Below are 25204 nucleotides of genomic sequence, written 5' to 3' on the forward strand. Positions count from 1 at the left end.
AACGCTCTTTCGAATCATTGTACTGCTTCCTCAACCATACGTTGGTACATTGGCCCTAGCTTCTCTGCCCAGTTGCGTGCGTTCACATCACCCACATGGCGGTACTGAATCACGCCATTTGCATCAATGAGGAACGTCTCTGGCGCGCCATAAACACCAAGATCGAGGCCCAGCATGCCATTGCCGTCAAACAGGCTGATGAGATACGGGTTGCCGAGATCATTGAGCCAACCGACCGCCTTGGTGCGATCGTCCTTGTAGTTCAGTCCGATGATTTTAACGCCTTGACTAGCCAACTCATTAAGATACTGATGCTCCGCATAGCAGGTTGGGCACCACGTTGCCCAGACATTGAGTAGCAAAGGCTCGCCAACAAAAATCTGTTGATCGTACAGTTTGCCCGGTTCCGCCAGATCTTCTAAGCGAAACTCTGGCACCGTTTTACCGACCAAGACCGACTCCAGTTTTGTGGGATCATCACCGTGTTGGTTTTTGATGAGCTGGGTGGCAAAAACGCTCACCAGCCCCAAAAAGGCCACCAAGGGAATAAACAGTAGCTTCTTACTCATGATGCCTCCTGCTGGGTATTCTTTCTAAATCGATAACGCTTATCACTGATGGCAATCGCGCCGCCGAGCGACATCAACAGAGCCCCCGCCCAAATCCAACGCACAAACGGTTTGTAGTAGATACGCACAGCCCAAGATTTGTTGTCGTCGAGTTGCTCGCCCATCGCGATGTAGAGATCGCGCGTTATCCCTCGATCGATCGCCGCTTCAGTCATCATGGAGCGCGCCGTGCGGTAGAAGCGTTTCTCTGCATGCAAGGTATTGATGTATTTACCGTTGAGGGTAATTTCAAAATCGGCAATATAGCCATCATAGTTGGGGCCATCTTTGTCTCGTAAGCCTTCAAAATAGAAGTCATAACCTTGAATTTGGAAATGCTCGCCAGGTGCCAAACGGACATCACGTTCGATACTGTAGTTTTGCACCATGGCGATACCGATAATCGAAACCGCGAGACCGATGTGGCCCAGCATCATCGCCCAGTGACTACGCTGAAGTTTTTTCACACCACTCCAGAAAGGGTGACGGTGCGTCGCACGTTGGTAGAGCTCAAACCCATGCAGCAAGATGATCCACAGTGCCATCACCCAACCGATATACGCCATTACTAAGAACTGATCGGCCAACCACACAGTGAACAAGGCAGCGAGCAACAAAGAAGCCACGCCAGAGATAAGCATCGGCATTTTGACGGTTTTGAGGTTGTCTCGCTTCCAGCGGATCAGCGGTCCAATACCGAGGAAGAAGGCAAACGGCACCATCAACCAGGCAAACAGCATGTCAAAGAATGGCGCACCAATGGAGACAGAGCCTAACCCGATTTGCTTGTGCACCAGAGGCAATAAGGTCCCAACCAACACCACCACTAACGCCGCAATCAGCAACACGTTGTTAACCAACAGCGCATTTTCGCGTGATATCAACTCGAAGTTGCCACGCACACGAACCGACGCGCCTTTGAGCGCAAACAAAAGCAGTGAGCCGCCGATAACAAACACCAAGAAGCCAAGGATAAACATCCCGCGTGATGGATCGGAGGCGAAAGCATGCACCGAGACAAGAATGCCGGAGCGCACTAAGAAGGTGCCCAATAAGCTGAGCGAGAATGCCGATATAGCCAGTAGCACGGTCCACGCTTTGAACGTGCCGCGTTTTTCGGTCACAGCGAGTGAGTGCATCAGCGCAGTCCCTGCAAGCCAAGGCATGAAAGAGGCGTTTTCAACTGGATCCCAGAACCACCAGCCTCCCCAACCTAACTCGTAGTAAGCCCACCATGAGCCTAACGCGATACCTAGTGTGAGGAAAAGCCAAGCGGCGGTTGTCCATGGACGAGACCAACGCGCCCATGCCGTATCAAGTCGGCCGGTCATCAGCGAGGCGATCGCAAATGAGAAAGCAACCGAAAAGCCTACGTACCCCATGTAGAGCATGGGTGGGTGAATGATCAAACCCGGGTCTTGCAGCAACGGATTTAAATCACGGCCATCGACCGGGAAGTACGGCAAAGTACGTAAAAACGGATTCGAGGTGACGATGATAAACAGCAAAAAGCCTACCGTGATCAGACCCATCACCGCCAGTACGCGTGCGACCGATTCTTGTGGCATGCCTCGACTAAAGCTTGCCACCGCAACCGTCCAACCCGCTTGGATAAGAACCCACAGCAGCAATGAGCCTTCATGGGCGCCCCAAACCGCGGTCAGTCGATAGTACCAAGGCAATTGCGTGTTGGAGTTACTTGCCACATAGTTCAAGGTGAAGTCGTTGGTATAAAACGCCCACAACAAGATGGCAAACGACACCAACAGCAGCAAGAACATCCCCCAAGAGAGCGGTCTTGCAGTGTTCATCAAAAGCGTATTGTTACGCGATGCACCGACCAGTGGCAAAATGCTCAAAAGCACTGCCATGGCGAGAGAAATAATCAGCGCAAAATGGCCAATCTCAGCAATCATTGGTCACTTCCTTGTTTTTGCTCTTGAGTGTACTGAAGCGGTTCGTGGGTCTTCTTCATCGCTTCGGCCACTTCAGGCGGCATGTACTCTTCGTCGTGCTTCGCTAACACTTCAAACGCCTCAATGGTGGTCGCGTTTTTTAGTACGCCTTGCGCCACAATCCCTTGCCCCTCGCGAAATAGGTCAGGCAGAATGCCATCGTAGTAAATGGTCACTTTCGGGCCGATATCATGTAAATCGAACGACACACGCAAAGATTGCGGATCGCGCTTAACTGACCCTTCTACCACCATGCCACCAATGCGAAGGCGTTGACCCACTTCTGGTTTGGTGCCATCTGGCTTACCGTTAACCAACTCGGTTGGTGTATAGAAAAGATCCATGTTTTGGTTTAGGGCATAGAGCATCAAACCCACGGTCGCAGAGATGCCGACAAAAATAGCGAGGACAATACTGAGTCTCTTTTTACGTCTTGGGTTCATAAGGTGTTCTCCAAATTTTTCGCCGCTTCGATTCGTGCTTGGCGGTCTACTTTTGCTTTCACATCGCGCAAGATGCCTTTGCCACGCTTCACACTGACCACCCAGAGTATCCACATCGACAAAAACGTGATTCCAAACGCACTCCACACATAGCCGGCATAACCGCCCATTGCCCAAAAATCACTTAAGCTATCAAAATGCATGGTTAGGCCTCCTGCTTGGATTCTTTTTTGGCGGATGGTTCTGTAGCGAACCGTTCTGTGGCGAGTTGAACCACCCACGGGCGGTGGCTCTCTTTAGCCAAAATTTCATTTCTCAAGCGAACCATGGTCAGGCTGGCAAAGAAAAACGCAAAACCAAAGATGTTCAAGAGTAAAGGCCACAGCATGTTCGCCGAGATAGAAGGCTTTTCGAACTTGGTAATGGTGGCGCCCTGATGCAAGGTGTTCCACCATTCCACTGAGAAGTGAATGATAGGCAAATTAACCACACCAACAATCGCTAAAATACCGGCTGCTTTGGCGGCGGTTTTTTGATCATCAAACGCGTGATACAGAGCAATCACGCCAAGGTAGAGAAACAACAGAATCAGCTCGGATGTTAGGCGAGCGTCCCATACCCACCATGTACCCCACATCGGTTTGCCCCACACAGCCCCCGTTAATAAGGCAATGAAGGTATACACCGCGCCAATTGGTGCCATCGCAGAGGCAGCCATATCCGATAAGCGGACTTGCCACACCAATCCGATAAACGCGGCAATCGCCATCGACATATAGACGCCCATCGACCAGATCGCAGAGGGTACATGGATATAGATGATTCTAAAACTGTCGCCTTGTTGGTAGTCAGAAGGCGCAAAGGCCAGCCCCCACACGGTTCCGGCGACGAGACACACCAAGGCTAAAACGGAAAACCAAGGTAAGCACTTACCGCACAATCGGTAAGCGGCTTCTGGCTTGGCATAAGGATGGAGCCATTTCCACATCGTTTTACTCACTCTTACTTCTGGGCACCGTCCCGCAAAATTCATCAACGGGTCGGTCGGTTTATTTATTGTCGTTATGTAATGTATAGAAAGGGAATTTTTCGTGCTTGATTCAAAACAATCAAGTCACACTTACCCTAAGTGCTGCACTGATCGCAAATGGCGTTAACGTCATCGATCCCATCAGCATGGCACCAAGTATCGCCAACTGTCCGTTATACGCCATGCCAAGCGATGCCGCATCAATCGCGGAGGTCGCAAAAATCAAAATAGGTATATAGAGCGGCAGCACCAATAAACTCAGCAGCACGCCACCTTTCTGCAGACCAACAGTCAGCGCAACGCCTATCGCTCCAATAAAGCTCAGCGTGGGCGTACCAATCAAGAGTGTGAGCACGACACCAAGCCAAGTATTAAAATCCAGCGATAGTAATATGGCGAGCAGCGGGCTAATCAGAATGAGCGGCAATCCCGTTAACAGCCAGTGCGCCAACACCTTTGACATCACCACCAGCGGCAATGGAATGGGCATCAGCATCATCTGCTCAAGTGAACCGTCTTGAAAGTCATCCCTAAACAGACGCTCTAAGGAGAGCAGCGCCGACAACAGTGCCGCGACCCAAACGATGCCTGCAGCAATGCGAGCCAACAAATTGGGCTCAGGCCCGATGCTGAGCGGAAAGAGCGTGATGACAATAATAAAGAACCACAATGGGTTAAAAATATCCGCTTGACGGCGAAACGCGATCAGCAACTCACGGCGAATTATCGTGTTCATAGCTGCGAGCATGGCTAGTCACCTAACTTAATTTTTCTAAGGATGGGATTGTCGGCAAACATGTCTTGGTGCGTTGTCAAAATCACTATGCCCCCTTGCTCTGCATGTTGCAAAAAGAGCGCTTCTAACACCTTGACGCCTTGCTTATCGATGGCCGTGAGAGGCTCATCTAAAATCCACAATTTATGTTCACTGAGCCACAACCTTGCCAATGCTACTCGCCGCTGCTGCCCCGCAGACAGCTGCCCCACTGGGACATCCTCTCGCCCTGCCAGTCCAACTTTGACCAAAGCGTTATAGATATCGGTTTTCGTGAGCGCTTGCTGGCTGTGCAGGCCGAGATAAAAACGCAAATTTTCGTACGCGGTGAGTTCGCGCTTGATGCCGGTCTGGTGGCCGAGAAACAGCAAGTCTTGATGGAAGGCTTCACGATTGGAGAGCACAGATTCACCGCGCCAAGTAATGTCTCCGCACTCTTTGTCACCAAGACCCGTAATAATACGCAGCAACGTCGTTTTGCCGGTGCCGTTGCGCCCTTCAATTTGTACTAATTCACCTGGCTCTATATCGAAAGAGAGCGATTCAAACAACACTCTTTCATCTCGGATCGCCGTCAGTTGCGAGACTTGTAACATGTATGACCAATCAACCATTTTCGAGCCGCTAGTTTACCACAGCCTTTTCACGACAAAACTACCAACACTGACCTAGGCTCACGAAACTACGTAAGATTCTGTTAATAATTGATTATGTTTATGCTTTCGGCGTGAAAATTGTGATTTACAGCGATGTGAATTTCACACTCTACCCCTTATGGATAGGGTGAAAGAAAAAAGGATGCCTGAATGGGCATCCTCACTATTTGCGACACTGCTAATTTGATAATGTCACTTTCGTACCGGGCGTTTGCGCGCCTCTTGACGTCTTGGTGTGCTCTGGAGTGGAGGAATCTTCTCCTCTCCCGCTAATTTCTTCTGTAATGACATCATCAGCTCCGCTTCCGCCTTGGGAAGCTCACACTGCTCAATCAACTCATCCAAATCAGCCCCGAGTTGGACCATTTTGGTCGCTCTTGAATAGAGACGCCCATCACTGTCCTCTTGCTCAAGTTCTGTCACGCGTTCATTGAGGTGCTGAATGATGTCCTGCTGCTCGCTGATCCTTTGTCCAAGCCCAACGACAACCGAGCGCACTTCTAAAAGCTGCTTATTGGCCTTTTGCAGCTCTTTATCAAAATGCCGTTGCTGCTGGCGAAAATGATCGGCCGTTCTCACTTGACCTCGCTTGAGGCGAAACAGCGCAAGCAAAAGAAACAAAAACACGAACGCCACCGCCCCTGCTAACACAGGTGCGGGAGCTACAGCGAAGATATCCATTATAGGTGAGCCATCTCATCCCATTCTTCGTCAGTCAACAGCTTGTTCAAGTCCACAAGGATAAGCAGCTTACCATCACGGTTGCTCACACCCTGAATGAACTTGGCGCTTTCGTCAGTGCCGACACTTGGTGTTGTATCGATTTCAGAAGAACGGAGGTAAACCACTTCAGCCACACTATCAACCAGAATACCGATCACTTGGTGCTCAGACTCAATCACAATGATGCGAGTGTTGTCTGTGATCTCACCTTCCATGAGACCAAAACGTGAACGCGTATCGATGACAGTGACGACGTTACCACGAAGGTTGATAATACCCAGTACATAATCTGGCGCACCCGGTACTGGCGCGATTTCGGTGTAGCGCAGCACTTCACGCACTTGCATTACGTTAATACCGTAAGTTTCTTCTTCTAGTTGGAACGTCACCCACTGAAGTACTTCGTCATTGGACTGGTCTTTTCTTACTTCGACTTCATTCGTTTGAGACATACCTATTCCTCTCTGCCCAAATTGGCCTTAAATGAACTTATTTATCTAGTGCTTTAACATCAAGTCCTGCATTAAGCATAGCTATCAATGCCTCAACGTGAACCAAAGCACACATTTTTTCTTTTACCATACCCGCAAGCCACGGACGCTTCCCGGCCGTCACGCGCCAGCGTACCTTTTCAGGGCTGAGCGACTCAGTACCCAGCAATTGCGTGCTTGCAAGTCCCCAAAGGCTCTCACCAAGCATAACAATGTATTGATATTCGTCTTTATAGCTATCATCTTTCAGCTTTTCGGCCATGACCCATTTCGCGGTATCCACCACATCAAGCTGAGAGTCTCGATTGGTTTGTAGGCCCAAATACCATGTTGGTCGACCAATTAAATGATTCAGATCGCCAATACGGTGAATGCCGCCAAGCTCATCGAGTGGCACCGCAAAGGTCACGCCATTCACCTCAAAGTAGAGCACCTGAAACGATACGTGACGCTCGGTGCTTTGCCAGTTGTCTAGCGCATTGCCACTGGATGTCTCGAGTTCGCTCTGCACCTCGACCGTGGATTCAATATGCTGCTCCACTTCAGCAATAGGTACTTCAGCAAAAGGTACCTCTGCGACAGGAACCTCAGCGATGGGCGCCTCATCGACCACCTCAGTCAGCGGCGGTTCGAAATTCGCAACATCCTCTTCAACGAACGCCTCCGCCTCTTGTGTTGGGGCTAGGGGTTCATCGATCACCCAATCTTGAATCTCTTCGACTTCTGGCTTCACAATGTCAGGTTCAACCTGAGCAATCGCAGCCGTATTCTGCTCCATGACCTCTTCTAATTGTAAGTCAGCAACAGGATTCGTCGACTCGAGCTGTTTGAGCAGCCTTTCTACGTCTTCAAGATTGGGCACTTCCAAATCGACCGTCGACTGTAAGATGTAGCTGTTTTCAGCCACGGGCTGCACTTGTGGCTCTGGCTCCCATGACGCTTCAACCGCATGCATTGGCTCGACTGTGTCCGACGATTCATCTTGTGGCGCGGCGACCTGAGTCTCTTCTAGCTCCACCTCTTCGTCGAGCAAAGCGGCAAAATAATCATCCAGTGCCTGTTCACCTGACAGCAACGCGTTGTTACTCATTGAGCGCTAACCTCTCTAAATGAATCAACAGCTGCTTGTAGGCAAACACACCGCGACTGCCTGCCGCAAAGTGTGAGACAGGTAAATGCTTTAAGCTCGCATCACGAAATTTGGTATCAATCGGAATGGCCGAAGACCACACCTGATTCGGGTAATCTTTCTTAAGCTGCTGCAGGGTTTGCAGCGACGCGCGAGTCCGCTTGTCGTACATGGTGGGGACTATCGTCACTTTGAATGCACGATTACGAGACTTCTGCATGATCGCCAACGTGCGAACCATGCGCTCTAAGCCTTTCATGGCCAAAAACTCGGTCTGAACCGGAATCAAAATTCGATCGCTCGCCGCCAAAGCATTGACCATCATCACCCCTAAGATAGGTGGGCAATCAATCAACACATAATCGTATTGATCTCGAATCGCGAGCAAAGCGCGCTTTAGAATTAACCCCATACCGCTGCGGTTACCCATCACGCGATCCAGGGTCGCTAAAGACATGTGCGCCGGAATCAGATCAATGCCTTCAATGTCCGAGTTCATGATCAAAGGATTGACGGTGCTTGGGGTATAATCCTTGAGCTGAAAAAGATCAAACAAACTGGCAGGTACGCTGTCGGAATCATAACCAAGATAGGTCGTCAAAGAGGCATGCGGATCGGTATCGACCAATAACACCCGTTTACCTTGCTGGCTTAATAAGCCCGCCAGCGTAATGGTGGTGGTGGTTTTGCCTACGCCGCCTTTTTGGTTTGCAATACTCCAAACTATCATGTCGCCACCTCTACGCGAGTCCAAGCTCAACCAACATTCGCTCTGGAATGCGGTCTAGAGGTAGATCTTCACTGGAGAGTCCGGCTTTAGCCACAGCTTGAGGCATGCCATACACCACACAGCTCTCTTCATCCTGCGCCCAAATCGTTGCGCCGGCATTTTTCAGCATTCGTGCGCCTTCGCGACCATCCGCCCCCATACCCGTCAGTACCATCGACAACACTTGATCACCATACACTTTGGCTGCACTGCCAAAGGTGACATCGACACAAGGTTTGTAGTTCATCCGCTCACCGCCATCGATCACACGCAGTTTAGCGCTACCTGGGCGGCCATCAATCATCATCTGCATACCACCTGGCGCGAGATACGCCACGCCTGGTCTTAGCATATCGCCATCTTCTGCTTCTTTAACGGTGATTTTACACAGCGAGTTTAAGCGACTCGCAAACGCCGCGGTAAACGTCGCAGGCATGTGCTGAATAAGCACAATCGGATGCGGATAGTTTGCAGGCAATTTGGTGAGAATTTTTTGCAAGGCGACCGGGCCACCGGTGGAGGTTCCGATAGCCGTTAACTGATATTTTTTACCACTGGCTTTAAAGCGCGTCGCATTCACCGCCGGACGCGACGGTGTGGCGGCGCTTGGTGCCGTTCTTGCTGCTGAGGTCGATCGAAGCGCAGATGAGGTCGGCGTACTTCTTGGCGCGGGCGTCGCCGGTTTTGCCACCGGACGGCGCATAAAGGTTCGACGAGAGGCGATTTGCAACACTCTTTGTTGCAGCAACGTCACCGCTTCATCTCGATTGCGCGCGATGTCTTCAAACTTTTTCGGCAAAAAGTCCAACGCTCCGGCTTCCAGCGCATCGAGGGTCGCTTTCGCACCATCGTGTGTCAATGATGAAAACATCAAAATCGGAACAGGGCTTTGCGCCATAATTTCGCGGACGGCAGTGATGCCGTCCATAATAGGCATTTCGATGTCCATAGTGATGACGTCAGGCTTAAGCGACAGTGCTTTTTGCACCGCCTCTTTGCCGTTGGTTGCGACATCCATCACTTCAAGCTTAGGCTCAGAGTTAATGATCTCGCTAACACGACGGCGAAAGAAGCTCGAATCGTCAACAACTAATACTTTGATTGCCATATAAATCCTTCTATTTACGCACCGTTAGATGCGTGATGCCGCTGCGTATTGCTTCAGCAGATCAGGCACATCAAGAATCAAAGCAATGTGACCATCACTGGTAATCGTTGCCCCCGCCATACCCGGCGTCCCTTGCAACAACTTATCAAGCGGCTTGATGACGACTTCTTCTTGTCCAATCAAGGTATCCACAACAAAGCCAACACGCTGGCTTCCTAGTTGAACGATAACCACATGACCATGCCCTTTACGTAGCTCGACTTTCCCCGCACTCGGTGCTAGCCAGTTTTGCAGATAGAACAGCGGAATAGATTTGTCTCGAACAATGATCGTCAACTGGCCATCGACGACGTTGGTGCGGCTTAAATCCAAATGGAAGATCTCGTTGACACTTGCCAAAGGCAACGCAAATGGATGCCCGGCCACCCCAACCATCAAGGTTGGCAAAATCGCCAGTGTCAGAGGTACTTTGATCGTAATCTTGGTGCCTTTACCGAGCTCTGAGTCAATATCGATCGAGCCGTTTAAGGTATTGATGGCCGTTTTCACCACGTCCATACCCACACCGCGACCAGAGATGTCAGAAATCTTCTCTTTACTTGAGAAACCTGGCATGAAGATCAGGTTGAAACACTCTTTGTCGGTGAGGCGAGACGCTGCGTCTTCATCCATCATGCCACGTTTAACGGCAATCGCACGGAGCTTATCTGGGTCCATACCGCCACCGTCATCGACAATAGCCAGCTCAATATGATCACCTTCTTGCGAGGCAGACAGAATCACTTTACCCGTGCGCGGCTTGCCAGCGGCAACGCGATCGTCGGGCATTTCTACACCGTGATCCACCGAGTTTCGAACCAAGTGGATCAATGGATCGGCAAGCGCCTCAACTAGGTTTTTATCTAAGTCTGTCTCTTCACCGCGCATTTCCAGCGTGATGTCTTTATTCAGGCTACGCGCCAAGTCTCGAACCACTCGCGGGAAACGACCAAACACTTTCTTAATCGGCTGCATGCGCGTTTTCATGACCGCGCCTTGCAAGTCCGCAGTGACAACGTCTAAGTTCGCGACCGCTTTGGACATCTCTTCATCGTTGCTATTAAGCCCCAAACTGAGTAAGCGGTTACGCACCAACACTAGCTCGCCCACCATGTTCATGATGACATCGAGGGTTGAAGTATCCACGCGGACCGTGGCTTCCGCTTGAGGTTTCTTGGCCGGAGCAGACGCCTCTTTCTTCGCTGGAGGTGGCGCTGCCTCTGCCTTCGCGGCAGGGGCTGGTTTTGCAGCAGGCTGCGCTTTTGGAGCCGCCGCTGGAGCCGGTTGACTTGGTGCAGAAGATGGCGTCGCAGCAGGTTTAGGTGGCACTGGCTTCGTGGCCGCTTCGAGTTCTTCCACTGATGGACCTTTACCTGCACCATGCAGGTTGTCCAACAGCTTCTCGAACTCTTCATCAGTCATTAGATCGCCATCACCAGCCGCAGGGCTCGGTGGTGGCGGTGGCGGCGGAGCAGACGCCGCTGCCGTTTCATTTTCACCTGGTCCTTTGCCGACCCCGTGAAGTTCATCAAGCAGCTTTTCAAATTCATCATCGGTGATATCACCGCTCATGTCTGCACTTGGCGCTGGAGCAGCTGATGACTGCGCTTCGGCTTCTTTACCGGGTGCACTGCCCTTGCCGTGAAGCTCATCAAGTAGCTTTTCAAATTCGTCTTGGGTGATTTCGTCGATAGAACCGCCAGAGCCTGACGGGGCTGCATCTGCAGTTGGCGCTTCCCCGATAGGTTCTTCGACTACAGGTTCTTCGACAACAACCGGCTCTTCGACGACAGGCTCAGGGTCAACGGGCGCTTCGGCTTGGGGCACCTCATCTTCTGAAGCCGGTTTGCTTAGACGATGAAGTTCCTCAAGAAGCGCAGGGTCAGCAGGCGTTAACGTGTCTCTGTCTTGGACAGCCTGAAACTGTTCATTGACGGTGTCGAGTGCTTGCAGCATGGTATCCATCAAGCCAGAATCGACCTGACGCTGGCCATTACGCAGCGTATCAAACACATTCTCTGCGCCGTGACATGTGTCAACAAGCTCAGTCAAAGAGAGAAACCCTGCGCCCCCTTTCACCGTGTGGAAACCACGGAAAATGGCGTTGAGCAAATCTCTGTCATCTGGGTTGTTTTCCAATTCTACCAACTGCTCAGACAGTAGTTCTAGAATCTCACCCGCTTCTACCAAAAAGTCCTGAAGAATATCTTCGTCTAAATCAAAGCTCATATGTTACCTCTAAAACCCAAGACTAGAGAGCAAGTCGTCCACTTCGTCTTGTGATGAAACGGCATCATCCCTTTCATGAGGGTTAAGGATTGGCCCTTCCGGATCCGTAGATGCTTTATTCTTGTTATCTGTGCTGCCTTCCAACTGGCTTGCGCCAAACGCAGTGAGAATCTCAACTAATCGTGCTTCAACTTCACTAACCAAAGTAATCACGCGTCTAATAATTTGTCCGGTCAAATCTTGGAAATCTTGAGCCATCAGTATTTCCGTCAACTGACCGCGTAACTCTGAACTGTCGCCTTCGACTTGACCGAGCAGGTCATCAATGCGATGGCACAAGGCTTTGAACTCTGCAAGGTCAATGCGCCCGTGCATCAATTCGTTCCACTGAGGACGTACCTTCAGTAGCCCTTCGTGCAGATTGTCTGCAATCGGCATACAACGGTCGACGGCATCCATGGTTTTGTTCGCGGCGACTTCTGTCTTGTCAATGACGTATTGGAGGCGATCCCTTGCATCAGGAATTTCGTCATTCGCGATTTCGTTAACTCGTTCGCTCAGCGTAAACTGCTTGATAGACTCGTGCAGATCACGGGTTAACTCGCCAATCTCTTGAAGCATCGGATTGGCATTTGATTCATGAATGTCTTTAACAAGAAGGTCTGCTTCCTGCTGTTGACCGTTTTCTAATAGTTCGACAAGTTGTTTTGCCTGTTCTAATGAAATCATTCTGAATTTGGCCTATTGCGCCACGTCGTCAATTCCTTGACTTATAAACGCTCAAAAATTTTGTCTAGTTTTTCTTTTAGTGTTGCCGCGGTAAATGGCTTAACGATGTAGCCGTTCACACCCGCTTGTGCCGCCTCAATGATCTGTTCACGCTTTGCTTCCGCAGTAATCATCAAAACAGGAAGGTGCTTAAGCTCAGCATCGGCGCGAATGTGTTTGAGTAGGTCAATACCTTGCATGCCTGGCATGTTCCAGTCGGTCACGACAAAGTCGAAATCACCCTTTTTCAGCATAGGTAACGCAGTCAAACCATCGTCGGCTTCTTGAGTGTTATTAAAACCCAAGTCACGAAGTAAGTTCTTAACGATTCGGCGCATTGTTGAAAAGTCATCAACAATTAGGATTTTCATGTTTTTATTCAAAATTGCCTCCACTGAGTTTGATATCAGTGATGTTAGTCATTATTTGTCCAAGCACTCAACTTTGTGCGTAGACGTTGCATTGATTGGCTTAGTATCTGGCTAACGCGTGACTCGCTAACCCCAATTACCTCACCGATTTCTTTCAAGTTTAACTCTTCATCGTAATAAAGCGAAAGTACTAGTGCCTCTCGTTCTGGTAGAGATTTGATCGAGTCGACAAGTGCGGCGCGAAAATACTCATCTGCCACCCCTTTAAAAGGGACATTGTCTTCCTCTTGGTCCTCAGGCGAAATCGAATCTTCCGAGACGCCTAAGTCCTCTATCCCAACCAAACGTGAACAGTTAATGTCCGTTAGTATGGTGTGGTACTGATCCAGGCTGATGCCCATAAACTGCGCCACTTCCGCATCGGTTGGGTCTCGATTCAGTTGCCCTTCCAACGATGCGATAGCTTGACTGATTTCTCGGTTGTTCTTATGCACAGAGCGAGGAACCCAGTCTCCACGTCGGATGTCATCCAACATCGCGCCTCGAATCCGTATGCCTGCATACGTTTCAAAACTGGCGCCTTTACTACCATCGTAGTTTTTTTGTGCCTCTAGCAGACCAATCATGCCCGCCTGAATAAGATCTTCTACCTGCACACTCGGAGGCAAACGTCCAAGCAAATGGTGAGCAATACGCTTCACCAGCACCGAGTATTTTTCTAAAAACGCTCGCTGGCTATCGTGATTGGCATATTGGTCGTAGGTCAGGGCCTTATTCACCAAACGGTTCCTCTAGCATCTCATTCTTATTTACTAAGCGTTCTACAAAAAACTCAAGATGTCCACTCGGCACTTTCGGAATTGGCCAAGTTAGCGCTTTACTGGCCAATGAACCGATGGCGAGAGCCGCAGGGGAGCGCGGGAAGGCGTCCACAACAATCTTTTGCTTTTTAACAGCTTGTCGAACTTTATCATCTAAAGGAATACATGCTACGAGCTCAAGACTCACATTCAAGAATCGCTCTGTGACCAAGGTCAACTTTGCGAACAATTCTCGGCCTTCTCGATAGCTTCTGACCATATTTGCAACAATTTTGAATCGCTGCACTTGGTGGTCCTTGTTCAATAGTTTAATTAAAGCATACGCATCGGTAATTGACGTAGGTTCATCACACACGACGACAACCACATCTTGGGCCGCGCGCGAAAAACTCACTACCATATCAGAAATGCCTGCCGCTGTATCAATCAACAGCACATCCATTTCGTCTTCGAGACTGCCAAAAGCGCGAATCAAGCCCACATGTTGCGCGTGGGAGAGTTCGGTCATCGACTGTGTCCCTGACGTTGCAGGAATGATGCGGATACCGTGTGGCCCTTCAACGATGGCGTCTTGCAGGTCACACTCTCCGGCCAATACATGGCCTAAATTGCGTTTAGGTCGAATACCGAGCATCACGTCCACGTTGGCCAGACCTAAGTCAGCATCGAGCACCATGACTTTTTTACCTTGGCGCGCCATACAAATTGCCATACCTAAGGTTACGTTTGACTTACCAACTCCGCCTTTGCCTCCGGTTACCGAAATAACTTTGGTCAACGAGGGTTGGGTTAAGCGGCGTAGCCCGCTAGCTTGGTCTTGAATCATATTCTTCGTCATAATCGTCCGCCGCCTAGAACCTGTCTGCGTCACTATTCCAATAGTGAGGTTCGTTATCTGTCGACTTCTCTAGCAACTCATTTGCTTTCGCTACCATGTATTTTGGCTGAGCAATCACAATGTCTTCTGGTACACGTTGTCCGTTCGCGATATACGCGACGGGCAATGCGTTTTGCACTACAACACTGACAAACTCTCCCAAACTCAGTGACTCATCGAGCTTGGTCAAAATACATCCAGAAAGTGGAATACGTTTAAAGTGATCAATGGTCTCTTGTAATACTTTGCGCTGCGCCGTGGCAGGCAGTACCAAGTAGCTATGAATCACTTCACCAATTTCGTGCATTAGGGTGTCAAGCTGCTCTGACAATCGGACATCGCGCTGTCCCATGCCGGCAGTATCGACCAAAATTAGGCGACGATTTCTCAACTGATAAATAACATCGGCTAATTCATTGGAATCTTTAGCAACTTTTACTGGGCACCCCATAATTCGACCATAAATAGCCAACTGTTCATGAGCACCAATTCGATAAGTATCTGTGGTCACAAGCGCCACGTTGTCCGCGCCAAACTCCATGGCAGCGCGTGCGGCTAATTTGGCCACTGTCGTGGTTTTCCCCACACCGGTTGGGCCAAGTAATGCGACCACGCCACCGCGTTTAAGGATGTCTTGTTTGGAGATAGGAATCTGGTCTGAGACTAAACCCAGCAATGCTTTCCATGCTTTGGTAGGCGGCGTGTCTTCAGGTATGTAACACGCTAATTGATCGGCCAAATCCGAAGAGACGCCCATCCGCTCAAGGCGCTTAATTAACATGGCTCTAAGGGGCTCTCTTCGCTCCACTTCTTGCCACATTAACCCCGATACTTGATGCTCAAGCAGACGACGAATCGAGGACATTTCCTCTTTCATCTCTTCAAAATCTTCGTTGGGCATCGCTGATTCTTGCGCGCGACCACGCTCATAACGAGAAGGATCCAAGCGCGCAGCCGGTTTTTCAATACGGCGGTCTTCTGCAATCAGCTTGGCCAAAGGCGAATCTTCACGTACGCGAACATCGTTATCCTGACCGGATTTATAAGAGGTATTTTGACGCTTCAACAACGCCGCCAGCGAGTCTTCTTCTTCCTCATCACGAGGCGGAGTCCCGCCACGATATTGGGCCAGCATATTGGCAAAACGCTTGGTCATCGAGCGCCCTGAATCCCCTTGTGATTGCAGGCTCACCTTGTCATCATCAAGGCGACGCTGATTTGATGAGGCTAAGCTCGCACTGGCTTGGCTATGCTGGTTAGCGGACTGAGAGGCAGGGACATGTCGTGGGTTGGAGTTGTAGCTGTGACTTGGCGCCGCTCGCTTCGCTGCGGAATCTCCATCAACAGCCGCCACGATTTCTACGCCACCAGCGACTTTTTTGTTCGACATGATTACTGCGTCATCGCCTAACTCTGCTTTCACTTGAAGCAGAGCGCCACGCATGTCTTTTGCAAAAAATCGTTTAATTTTCAAATTAGATACCGTGTTTTACCGACTCTGTTCTAGTTACCGACAGCTTGAACAATGCGGATTTGTTTTTCGTCAGGTATTTCTTGGTATGACAGCACACGCAGTGATGGAATCGTATTCTTCACGAACTTGGCTAAGGTTGAACGCAACACCCCTGATGTCAGGAGCACAGCAGGCTCACCTTTGAGCTCTTGTTCTTGTGTGGCATGGCTCAGTGATGATTGCAATCGCTCTGCCAAACCAGGTTCTATCCCTGCGGACTCTCCTCCCGAAGTTTGCATTGTCTGATGCAATATTTGTTCCAGCTCAGGAATCAAGGTAATAACCGGCAACTCTGGCTCTATACCATTGATTTCCTGAACGATTAAGCGCTTCAATGAGATTCGTGCAGCGGCCGTTAGGATGTCGGGTTCTTGACTCTTTGATGAGTATTCCGACAAGGTCTGAACGATGGTACGAATGTCTCGAATGGGCACGGCTTCGTTGAGTAAGTTTTGCAGAACTTTCACCACGACGCCAAGTTGCAGCTGATCGGGTACAAAGTTTTCCACCAACTTCGGCGCGCTGCGGCCCAACATTTCAAGTAGATTTTGTACTTCTTCATGACCGAGCAGTTGAGAGGCGTTGTTGGTCAACAGCTGACTTAAGTGCGTCGCCAATACCGTGGACGAGTCAACGACGGTGTAGCCTAATGCCTGAGCATGCTCGCGCTGCTCCTCGCGAATCCACACCGCTTCAAGTCCAAACGCGGGGTCAATGGTCGGTTCACCCTCAATCATGCCGTACACTTGGCCTGGGTTGATTGCCAGCTCCATATCTGGGCGAATTTCCGCCTCGCCTACCGCAACGCCCATTAAAGTGATGCGGTAGCTATTTGGCGTCAATTCAAGGTTATCGCGAATGTGCACTGCTGGAATGAGGAAACCAAAATCTTGAGACAGTTTTTTACGTACCCCTTTCACTCGCTCAAGCAGTTCGCCCCCTTGGTCTTTATCCACCAATGGGATCAAGCGGTAGCCCACCTCAAGACCAATAGTATCGACCGGCTGAACGTCATCCCAAGAGAGCTCTTTCGGCGTGGGGGCTTCAGTTTCTTGCGTGGCGGGCAGGTTCTTGCTCTCGGCCTGTTTTTTCTGCTTACGTTGTATGAGGTACGCGCCGCCGCCCGCTAACAGAGCGAGGAGCAAAAACGCGAAATGAGGCATACCCGGAACGATGCCCATGACAAACAAAATCGCGGCGGTGATCATCAGCGCCTTGGGGTTGTCAAACATCTGAAAGACAACCTGCTGCCCCATGTCCTCGTCTGTATTTTGACGCGTCACCATGATCGCGGCGCCAATCGACAACAACAATGATGGGATCTGGGCGACCAAACCATCACCAATAGTCAGCAAGGTATAGATTTGAATCGCTTCACCAAAGCCGAGGCCGTATTGCGCCATACCGATCGATAAGCCGCCGATAATGTTGATAAACAGAATCAAGATACCGGCGATGGCGTCACCTTTAACAAATTTTGACGCACCGTCCATCGAACCGTAGAAATCGGCTTCTTTGGTCACTTCTTGACGTCGAGTACGCGCTTGATCTTGGTCGATAAGTCCCGCGTTCAAGTCTGCGTCAATGGCCATTTGCTTACCTGGCAAAGCATCCAAGGTAAAGCGAGCACTCACCTCAGAGATACGGCCTGCACCTTTGGTCACGACCATAAAGTTGATGATCATCAAGATGAGAAAGACCACCAAACCGACAGCGTAGTTACCACCAATCACCACGTTACCGAAGGCTTCAATCACAGAACCTGCCGCTTCAGGTCCTTCATGACCGTACAGCAGTACCACACGCGTTGAAGCAACGTTGAGTGCCAAACGCAGCAAGGTCGCAATCAGCAGTACCGTGGGGAAAGCCGCAAAATCAAGCGGGCGTCGTGTGTAAACCGTGACAAGCAGCACCACCATCGCCAAAGCGATGTTGAAGGTAAAAGACAAATCAAGCAAAAAAGGCGGGATCGGCAATACGATCATCGCCAATGTCGACAGCACCATGACAGGCGCGCCTATCGCGGGTAAGGCTCGCTGAGGTATCGGTGGCAGCTTATCTGCAAACGGCAAAGAAAACTTCATAGGTAAGTAATGAGAATCTATGGAAAAAGAGTCAACGTCAGCTCTTTATGCAATTTTTAGTCCAGTGATGTTGTCAAAAAACTGGCTAGAGACAAGATCTAGGCGACCCATCTTTCGAAGTGACACCTATAGCACGACTGACGTTCACGCCTGAATATTGCTGACGGCGTTAGGGTCTGAGGTTAAACAGCAACTCGCCTTGTTTGGTCTGAGGTTGGTAATCGACACAAGCCAACCCTGAGGTAGGGAACAGTGGCGGCGCCATATCCACCACAAACTCCGCGGTCAAATATCCGACCAGAGGTAAGTGAGAGACGAGCAACACAGACTCTAGCTGCTCAACATCAATCAAGGCGTCAAGATACTGCGCGACTTGCTCAGAGTCCCCATAGGGCGTGATGTCATCCAGTGTCTCTACTTTATTGGCGTCAAAGCAGTGAGCGATCTCCTGCCATGTCTGCTGAGCACGTATATAAGGGCTGACAAGAACCTTATCAAAAGAGCGATAGCCCTGCTCGACACACGCTTTTGCGACCGCTAGAGACGCTTGTCGACCATTCGCGGTTAACTCACGCTGGGCATCACTGTCGGCAAAATGCTCTGCTTCCCCATGGCGCATAATAAAAATTTTCATGGCTAAATCCTACACTACCCTGCCAGCGCCCATTCGACGTGGCGAATTTATTATCGTGCCAGTCCTGCTGGCCATTTTTACTCTCAAGTATATCAAGAGCGTGGCTAAAGACACCGATTTTATTAATGAATTGTTGACGAAACGATCGCAATCTCAGGCAGGTACCGACGAGCGTTTCATAAAATCAATGACTTTTCTTGACGATATGGTTTGCAGACAGGCACATCGCGTTCATAATTGTTAAAAAGAACGACGACTATTTGCATTACCCTAATCGCCATTCACATCACTCGCCCACTTTTTGGAGAACATCGTGCACATTAGCCCAAATGATACCAATCAATACCATTATCTCGAGTTGGACAATGGCTTGAGGGTATTGTTGATTCACGATAAAAACGCACAGAAATCCGCTGCGGCATTGGCGGTGAATGTCGGTCACTTCGACGACCCGGAAGATCGTCAAGGATTAGCCCATTACCTTGAGCACATGCTATTTCTCGGCACAGAGAAATATCCTAAAGTGGGGGAGTTCCAAAGTTTTATTAGTCAACACGGTGGGTCAAATAACGCTTGGACGGGCACTGAACATACCTGCTTCTTTTTCGATGTCTCACCCACGGCATTTGAATCGGGCCTAGATCGTTTCAGTCAGTTCTTCACCGCGCCTCTGTTTAACTCCGAAGCACTCGATAAAGAACGCCAAGCGGTCGATTCTGAATACAAACTGAAACTCAATGATGACTCGCGCCGACTGTACCAAGTCCACAAAGAGTTGGTGAATCCTGCTCACCCGTTTAGCAAGTTTTCAGTGGGTAATATCGACACCTTAGGCGACCGAGAAGGCCAATCGATCCGCGACGAAATCGTTGCCTTTCACCGTGATCACTACTCAGCGGATCTCATGACACTCACAGTGGTCGGCCCGCAGTCGTTGTCTCAACTTGAGGAATGGGTGCGAGAGAAATTCACCACAGTGCGCAATCAGCGCTTGGCGGGCAAGCAGATAGAGGCGCCCTACACTCATCCGGGTTCCACCGCTATCCGTGTTAATGTCGAACCGGTTAAAGATCTGCGAAAAATCATCCTCACCTTCCCCATGCCAAGCATGGATAATCATTATCAAACCAAGCCTCTCTCTTATTTCGCTCATTTGCTTGGCTATGAAGGCGAAGGCAGCTTGATGTTGGCACTCAAAGACGCTGGGTGGATCACTTCGTTGTCCGCAGGGGGCGGCACCAGTGGCAGCAACTACCGCGAATTTACCGTCAGCTGCGCACTGACTCCTGAAGGGCTTGAGCACATTGATGAACTGGTTCAGGCGGTGTTTAGCTACCTGACTTTAATCAAAGCGCACGGTTTTGACGAATGGCGCTACATGGAAAAACGCGCCGTGTTGGAGTCAGCGTTTCGTTTTCAAGAGCCGACTCGCCCACTCGATTTAGTCAGCCATTTGGTCGTCAACATGCAGCATTACCAAGCACAAGACATCGTCTACGGCGACTTTATGATGGCGGGCTACGATGAGGCTTTACTGCGCGAATTGATGGGCTATTTCACGCCGCAGAACCTGCGCATCACCGTGATTGCCAAAAACTTGCCGTGTGACCAGCAAGCCAAATGGTACTTCACGCCCTACTCGGTTAAGCCACTCAGTGATGAACAGATGGCGTTCTATCACGCGCCATCAACGCTGACGTTTGCTCTGCCAGAGAAAAACCCGTTTATCGCCTACGATCTCGATCCTCAGCCTATTGCTGAGCATCAGCTTGTCCCTGAAATCCTTGAGAATTTGCCTGGATTTACTCTCTGGCACATGCAAGACAGCGAGTTTCGCGTGCCAAAAGGCGTTGTCTATGTGGCGATTGATAGCCCACATGCGGTCGCCAATCCGCGCAATATTGTCATGACGCGTCTGTGTGTGGAGATGTTTTTAGACTCGCTGGCCAAAGAGACCTACCAAGCTGAAATCGCCGGTCTTGGCTACAACATGTACGCACATCAAGGGGGCGTGACGCTCACCCTCTCCGGTTTTAGCCAGAAACAACCCGAGTTGATGGCGATGATCCTGAAACGATTTGCAGCGCGAGAGTTCAGTGCTCAACGTTTTGAGACCATCAAAGCGCAGTTGAAACGAAATTGGCAAAACTCGGCGCAAGATCGCCCTATATCGCAGTTGTTCAATGCACTAACAGGCATACTCCAACCCAATAACCCACCGTATGCGACGTTACTTGACGCGCTAGATACCATTAACGTCGACGAGCTAGCACGTTTTGTTGATGCTATTTTAGCCGAGTTGCACGTTGAGATGTTCGTCTATGGTGACTGGACCAAACGCGATGCGCTCGCCCTCGGTGAGACATTGAAACACGCGTTGCGCGTCAAAAATCAGCAGTATGAAGAAGCACTGCGTCCATTGGTCATGCTTGGCGAAAACGGCACCTTCCAACGAGAAGTGAACTGCAACCAAGAAGACTCAGCGGTGGTGCTTTATTACCAATGCGAGGATTCCTCGCCAAGAAACATCGCCCTCTACTCGTTAGCAAACCATTTGATGTCGGCGACATTTTTCCATGAAATTCGCACCAAACAGCAACTGGGGTATATGGTGGGCACCGGCAATCTGCCCCTCAACAAACACCCCGGTATTGTGTTGTACGTACAGTCGCCCAATGCCGCTCCGATTGATTTAATTGCGTCGATTGACGAGTTCCTTAATGCTTTTTACATGGTATTGCTTGAACTGAACGAGTACCAATGGCACAGCAGTAAGAAAGGGCTTTGGAACCAAATCGCCACCCCGGATACCACATTGCGCGGCCGCGCGCAGCGTCTTTGGGTCGCGATTGGTAATAAAGACAAAGAGTTTAATCAGAAAGAAGTGGTACTGCGTGAACTTAAGAGCCTGACCAGAACGGACATGATTCGCTTCGTGGTCAATAAACTCAAACCGCGCACCGCCGATCGTTTGATCATGCACACTCAAGGCAACGCACACAGTGATGCCCCGCCGCTCAATTTAGGTCTAGAGATTGGCTCTATCGAACAGTTCCAACTCCGACCTAAAGATGTCGAACTAGGCTAACTCAGACGCCACAATGGCCTTTAACGAATGGGGGTGGAGCTTGATGCACACCCCTTGATATTTAAAGGCGACCGTCGGGTTGCTGAGCCGCTCGCCCTCTCCTTTCGGACTCGACAATTTCACTTTCACTCCCATCTCATCCAGCTTCTCCCAATGCGCTTTCAATAGCGGAAAACGATGTTTGATCTCTTCAAGGTAAGCCTCGGCATCTTGTGCCTGTGAGGGAACCACAAATTCAACATGTTCCCAACTCTGCTCTGGATACACTTTTCCGGGAGCCGGATAAGGCAGCTCTAAGCACTCAATCGACCAGCCCAAGCTTTCAAGAGGTTGATCAAACTCAAGCACGACGATGGGACGGCCATTAATACGCGCTGTCGAGATTTCCTTACCCTCTTCACGCCAAGCCTGATGGGCAAGTTCAGCCAACGCATTGTCATTGATGCGCATTGCGATGTGATCCGCCTGATAAGGACTCAAATCCAAATGCAGCAACTCGCTTAAATCGCGAATTTTATGCATGAAGTTATCTAAATTAGCTTTCATTTGCGCTGGCAACAGCGCTGCGTCTGACAGGGATTGAGCCATGGTTTTGCATCCAATACGTTGAGATGGCGGCAATAGTAACAAGTTCGCGCTGAAAAGTAGAAAATTTCCCAATTAAGTCCCTATAAGCGCCGCGATAAAGTTGTTATTATGTGCGCCAATTTATGAACTAGATCGAGATATGCATTCACCCTATCCCCACGGATATTATGCGCAGCAAGATGCCCATCTGCTCGCCGAAATTGAATGCATACCCAACCAATTCCCGAGAATTGAAGGAAGCGCGAGTGAATATCCAAGCACTTATTAATGACAAAGTTTCTCAGGCTCTAGAAGCCGCTGGCGCACCTGCAGGCAGCCCTGCAGCGGTACGTCAATCTGCAAAACCACAGTTTGGTGACTACCAAGCGAACGGCGTTATGGGCGTCGCGAAAAAACTCGGCACCAACCCACGAGAATTTGCACAAAAAGTATTGGACGTACTAGACCTCGATGGCATCGCCAGCAAAACGGAAATCGCTGGCCCAGGTTTCATTAACATCTTCCTTGATGAAGCCTTCCTTGCAAAACAAGCCGATGCAGCGCTTGCTGATGCGCGCCTTGGCGTGGCGGCTGAAGCGCAGCAAACCATCGTCGCAGACTACTCAGCGCCAAACGTCGCCAAAGAGATGCACGTTGGTCACTTGCGCTCAACCATCATTGGTGATGCGGTGGTGCGCACACTGGAGTTTTTGGGCCACAAAGTGATTCGCGCTAACCACATCGGTGACTGGGGCACGCAATTTGGTATGTTGATTGCCAACCTAGAGCGCGTGCAGAAAGAGTCTGGCGAAGTGTCGATGGAACTGTCGGATCTTGAAGCCTTCTACCGCGAATCGAAAAAGCTCTACGACGAAGATGAAGCATTTGCAGAGAAAGCCCGTAACTACGTGGTCAAACTGCAAGGTGGTGACGAATACTGCGCAGAAATGTGGAAAAAACTGGTGGATGTCACCATGATCCAGAACCAGCGCAACTATGATCGCCTCAACGTTTCTTTGACGCGTGACGACGTCATGGGTGAAAGCATGTACAACGACATGCTGCCGGGCATCGTTGCCGATCTCAAAGAGAAAGGCTTGGCGCAAGAAGACGATGGCGCGCAGGTCGTCTTCCTTGACGAGTACAAGAACAAAGACGGTGAGCCTATGGGTGTCATCATCCAAAAACGCGATGGCGGCTTCCTCTACACCACAACAGACATTGCGTGTGCCAAATACCGCTACGAAACGCTAGGCGCTGATCGTGTGTTGTACTTTATCGACTCACGTCAGCATCAGCACCTAATGCAAGCGTGGACGATCGTTCGTAAGGCAGGTTACGTACCAGAAGAGGTTACCCTTGAGCACCACGCATTCGGTATGATGCTTGGCAAAGATGGTCGCCCATTCAAAACTCGCGCGGGCGGCACTGTGCGCCTTGCTGATCTGTTGGATGAAGCGCAAGAGCGTGCCATCAAACTGATCGAATCGAAAAACCCGGATCTTGATGCGCAAGAGAAAACCAACATCGCGACGACCGTAGCGATGGCAGCGGTGAAATACGCGGATCTCTCTAAGCACCGTACCACGGATTATGTGTTTGACTGGGACAACATGCTCGCCTTTGAAGGCAATACTGCGCCTTACATGCAGTATGCCTACACGCGTGTTGCGTCGATCTTCGCCAAAGCGGGAATCGAGATGGACGCGTTGTCTGGTGAGATTAAAGTGACGGAAGAGAAAGAGAAAGCGCTGATCGCTAAGCTTCTGCAATTTGAAGAAGCAGTACAGTCAGTGGCTCGCGAAGGTCAGCCTCACATCATGTGTAGCTACCTGTTTGAGTTAGCGGGTCAATTCTCTAGCTTCTACGAAGCATGCCCAATTTTGAGCAGCGAAGATGAGTCCATCAAGCAAAGCCGCTTAAAACTGGCGGCATTGACCGCAAAGACCATCAAACAAGGTCTTTCTCTGTTGGGTATCGATACCCTTGAGCGCATGTAATCGCGCCTAGCCTTGACCATTCAGGCGACGAAACGAAGGTTGGTGTGAAAGCATCAACCTTTTTGTTATCCATGGACTAAGGACCCTCACCATGAGTTTTGAACTTCATCCCCAGCTGGTTAAAGACACGACCTTACTTGGCCACTTCCCACTCTGTGTTGCGCTGCTACACAAAGACAGTGCCGTGCCTTGGGTTATCTTGGTGCCCAAACGAGCGCAACTCAAAGAACTGCACCATTTGCCGATGCAAGAACAGCAACAGTTTTTGCTGGAATCACAAGCGGTGAGCCAAGCTCTGGAAGCCACCTTTCGACCTGACAAACTGAACCTTGGGGCGCTCGGAAACATGGTGCCGCAACTGCACATTCACCATATCGCTCGCTTTAAGGATGATGTGGCTTGGCCTGGCCCTGTTTGGGGCAATACGCCGGGCGAACATCGTAGCGACGAGGCACAAACTGAGATAGCAACTCGCTTGAGCAATGTTCTGTCGCTTAGTCACTTGTTTACACGAGTTTGAACTTCT

Annotated in this window: 24 protein-coding genes; 3 read left to right on the top strand and 21 right to left on the bottom strand. The window is 50.1% G+C overall.

Annotation, left to right across the window (positions count from 1 at the left end; translation table 11 throughout):
- Positions 1–14: 14 nt before the first annotated feature.
- From AC6R0L_RS06920 to sixA, 20 genes are all read right to left on the bottom strand, one after another.
- A complete protein-coding gene (locus AC6R0L_RS06920; protein ID WP_487903597.1) occupies positions 15–569 on the bottom strand; it encodes a DsbE family thiol:disulfide interchange protein in 555 nt (184 codons plus the stop codon).
- Positions 566–2524 carry a heme lyase CcmF/NrfE family subunit gene (locus tag AC6R0L_RS06925; protein ID WP_500628698.1) on the bottom strand — a complete coding sequence of 653 codons (1959 nt, stop codon included), beginning with the start codon at positions 2522–2524 and terminating at the stop codon, positions 566–568. Before AC6R0L_RS06925 ends, AC6R0L_RS06920 begins: the two co-directional genes overlap by 4 nt.
- The gene (gene ccmE / locus AC6R0L_RS06930) at positions 2521–3006 is read right to left on the bottom strand and encodes a cytochrome c maturation protein CcmE (RefSeq protein ID WP_334551092.1); all 486 of its coding nucleotides are present in this window, start codon (positions 3004–3006) and stop codon (positions 2521–2523) included. The genes AC6R0L_RS06925 and ccmE overlap by 4 nt, the downstream gene beginning before the upstream one ends.
- A complete protein-coding gene (ccmD, locus tag AC6R0L_RS06935) occupies positions 3003–3209 on the bottom strand; it encodes a heme exporter protein CcmD (protein ID WP_334551093.1) in 207 nt (68 codons plus the stop codon). The genes ccmE and ccmD overlap by 4 nt, the downstream gene beginning before the upstream one ends.
- 2 nt (positions 3210–3211) lie before the next feature.
- Positions 3212–3994, bottom strand: a complete 783-nt coding sequence (locus AC6R0L_RS06940; RefSeq protein ID WP_500628699.1) for a heme ABC transporter permease — start codon at positions 3992–3994, stop codon at positions 3212–3214.
- A gap of 121 nt (positions 3995–4115) precedes the next feature.
- The gene (gene ccmB, locus AC6R0L_RS06945; RefSeq protein ID WP_334551096.1) at positions 4116–4784 is read right to left on the bottom strand and encodes a heme exporter protein CcmB; all 669 of its coding nucleotides are present in this window, start codon (positions 4782–4784) and stop codon (positions 4116–4118) included.
- Positions 4785–4786: 2 nt separating this feature from the next.
- Positions 4787–5407, bottom strand: coding sequence for a cytochrome c biogenesis heme-transporting ATPase CcmA (gene ccmA / locus AC6R0L_RS06950; RefSeq protein ID WP_500625776.1), 621 nt, complete (start codon positions 5405–5407; stop codon positions 4787–4789).
- Positions 5408–5659: 252 nt separating this feature from the next.
- Positions 5660–6148, bottom strand: coding sequence for a DUF2802 domain-containing protein (locus AC6R0L_RS06955; protein ID WP_500628700.1), 489 nt, complete (start codon positions 6146–6148; stop codon positions 5660–5662).
- Positions 6148–6642 carry a chemotaxis protein CheW gene (locus AC6R0L_RS06960; protein ID WP_006959436.1) on the bottom strand — a complete coding sequence of 165 codons (495 nt, stop codon included), beginning with the start codon at positions 6640–6642 and terminating at the stop codon, positions 6148–6150. The genes AC6R0L_RS06955 and AC6R0L_RS06960 overlap by 1 nt, the downstream gene beginning before the upstream one ends.
- 37 nt (positions 6643–6679) lie before the next feature.
- A complete protein-coding gene (locus AC6R0L_RS06965; RefSeq protein WP_500628701.1) occupies positions 6680–7771 on the bottom strand; it encodes a chemotaxis protein CheW in 1092 nt (363 codons plus the stop codon).
- Positions 7764–8540 (bottom strand): ParA family protein, encoded by a 777-nt coding sequence (locus tag AC6R0L_RS06970; RefSeq protein ID WP_487903592.1) that lies wholly within the window; start codon positions 8538–8540, stop codon positions 7764–7766. The genes AC6R0L_RS06965 and AC6R0L_RS06970 overlap by 8 nt, the downstream gene beginning before the upstream one ends.
- 10 nt (positions 8541–8550) lie before the next feature.
- The gene (locus AC6R0L_RS06975) at positions 8551–9687 is read right to left on the bottom strand and encodes a protein-glutamate methylesterase/protein-glutamine glutaminase (protein WP_500628702.1); all 1137 of its coding nucleotides are present in this window, start codon (positions 9685–9687) and stop codon (positions 8551–8553) included.
- 24 nt (positions 9688–9711) lie between these two features.
- Complete coding sequence (locus tag AC6R0L_RS06980) at positions 9712–11955, bottom strand: chemotaxis protein CheA (RefSeq protein ID WP_500628703.1); 2244 nt, start codon at positions 11953–11955, stop codon at positions 9712–9714.
- Between the two features lie 9 nt (positions 11956–11964).
- Entirely contained in the window at positions 11965–12684 is a 720-nt protein-coding gene (locus tag AC6R0L_RS06985) for a protein phosphatase CheZ (protein ID WP_500625771.1), read from the bottom strand.
- 41 nt (positions 12685–12725) lie between these two features.
- Positions 12726–13094: a chemotaxis response regulator CheY gene (gene cheY, locus AC6R0L_RS06990; RefSeq protein ID WP_017635949.1), complete on the bottom strand. Its 369-nt coding sequence runs from the start codon at positions 13092–13094 to the stop codon at positions 12726–12728.
- Between the two features lie 44 nt (positions 13095–13138).
- Positions 13139–13873 (bottom strand): RNA polymerase sigma factor FliA, encoded by a 735-nt coding sequence (locus AC6R0L_RS06995; RefSeq protein ID WP_500628704.1) that lies wholly within the window; start codon positions 13871–13873, stop codon positions 13139–13141.
- Positions 13866–14753 (bottom strand): MinD/ParA family protein, encoded by an 888-nt coding sequence (locus AC6R0L_RS07000; RefSeq protein WP_334551112.1) that lies wholly within the window; start codon positions 14751–14753, stop codon positions 13866–13868. Before AC6R0L_RS07000 ends, AC6R0L_RS06995 begins: the two co-directional genes overlap by 8 nt.
- A gap of 13 nt (positions 14754–14766) precedes the next feature.
- Positions 14767–16266, bottom strand: a complete 1500-nt coding sequence (gene flhF, locus AC6R0L_RS07005; protein ID WP_500628705.1) for a flagellar biosynthesis GTPase FlhF — start codon at positions 16264–16266, stop codon at positions 14767–14769.
- A 29-nt stretch (positions 16267–16295) separates the two neighbouring features.
- Positions 16296–18389, bottom strand: a complete 2094-nt coding sequence (gene flhA / locus AC6R0L_RS07010; RefSeq protein ID WP_500628706.1) for a flagellar biosynthesis protein FlhA — start codon at positions 18387–18389, stop codon at positions 16296–16298.
- Between the two features lie 169 nt (positions 18390–18558).
- Positions 18559–19023 carry a phosphohistidine phosphatase SixA gene (gene sixA, locus AC6R0L_RS07015; protein WP_500628707.1) on the bottom strand — a complete coding sequence of 155 codons (465 nt, stop codon included), beginning with the start codon at positions 19021–19023 and terminating at the stop codon, positions 18559–18561.
- Between the two features lie 313 nt (positions 19024–19336).
- On the opposite strand from sixA, the gene AC6R0L_RS07020 reads away from it, so the two are divergent.
- Positions 19337–22111, top strand: a complete 2775-nt coding sequence (locus tag AC6R0L_RS07020) for an insulinase family protein (RefSeq protein WP_500628708.1) — start codon at positions 19337–19339, stop codon at positions 22109–22111.
- Here AC6R0L_RS07020 and AC6R0L_RS07025 read toward each other — a convergent pair.
- A complete protein-coding gene (locus tag AC6R0L_RS07025) occupies positions 22103–22699 on the bottom strand; it encodes a VOC family protein (protein ID WP_500628709.1) in 597 nt (198 codons plus the stop codon). The genes AC6R0L_RS07020 and AC6R0L_RS07025 overlap by 9 nt on opposite strands.
- A gap of 245 nt (positions 22700–22944) precedes the next feature.
- Here AC6R0L_RS07025 and argS point away from each other — a divergent pair, with 245 nt between their 5' ends.
- Positions 22945–24678 (top strand): arginine--tRNA ligase, encoded by a 1734-nt coding sequence (argS, locus tag AC6R0L_RS07030; RefSeq protein WP_334551121.1) that lies wholly within the window; start codon positions 22945–22947, stop codon positions 24676–24678.
- A gap of 91 nt (positions 24679–24769) precedes the next feature.
- The gene (locus AC6R0L_RS07035; RefSeq protein ID WP_500628710.1) at positions 24770–25198 is read left to right on the top strand and encodes an HIT family protein; all 429 of its coding nucleotides are present in this window, start codon (positions 24770–24772) and stop codon (positions 25196–25198) included.
- The last annotated feature ends 6 nt before the right edge of the window (positions 25199–25204 follow it).

It is taken from the genome of Vibrio sp. R15-SG3-ISO1A, from assembly GCF_059833955.1.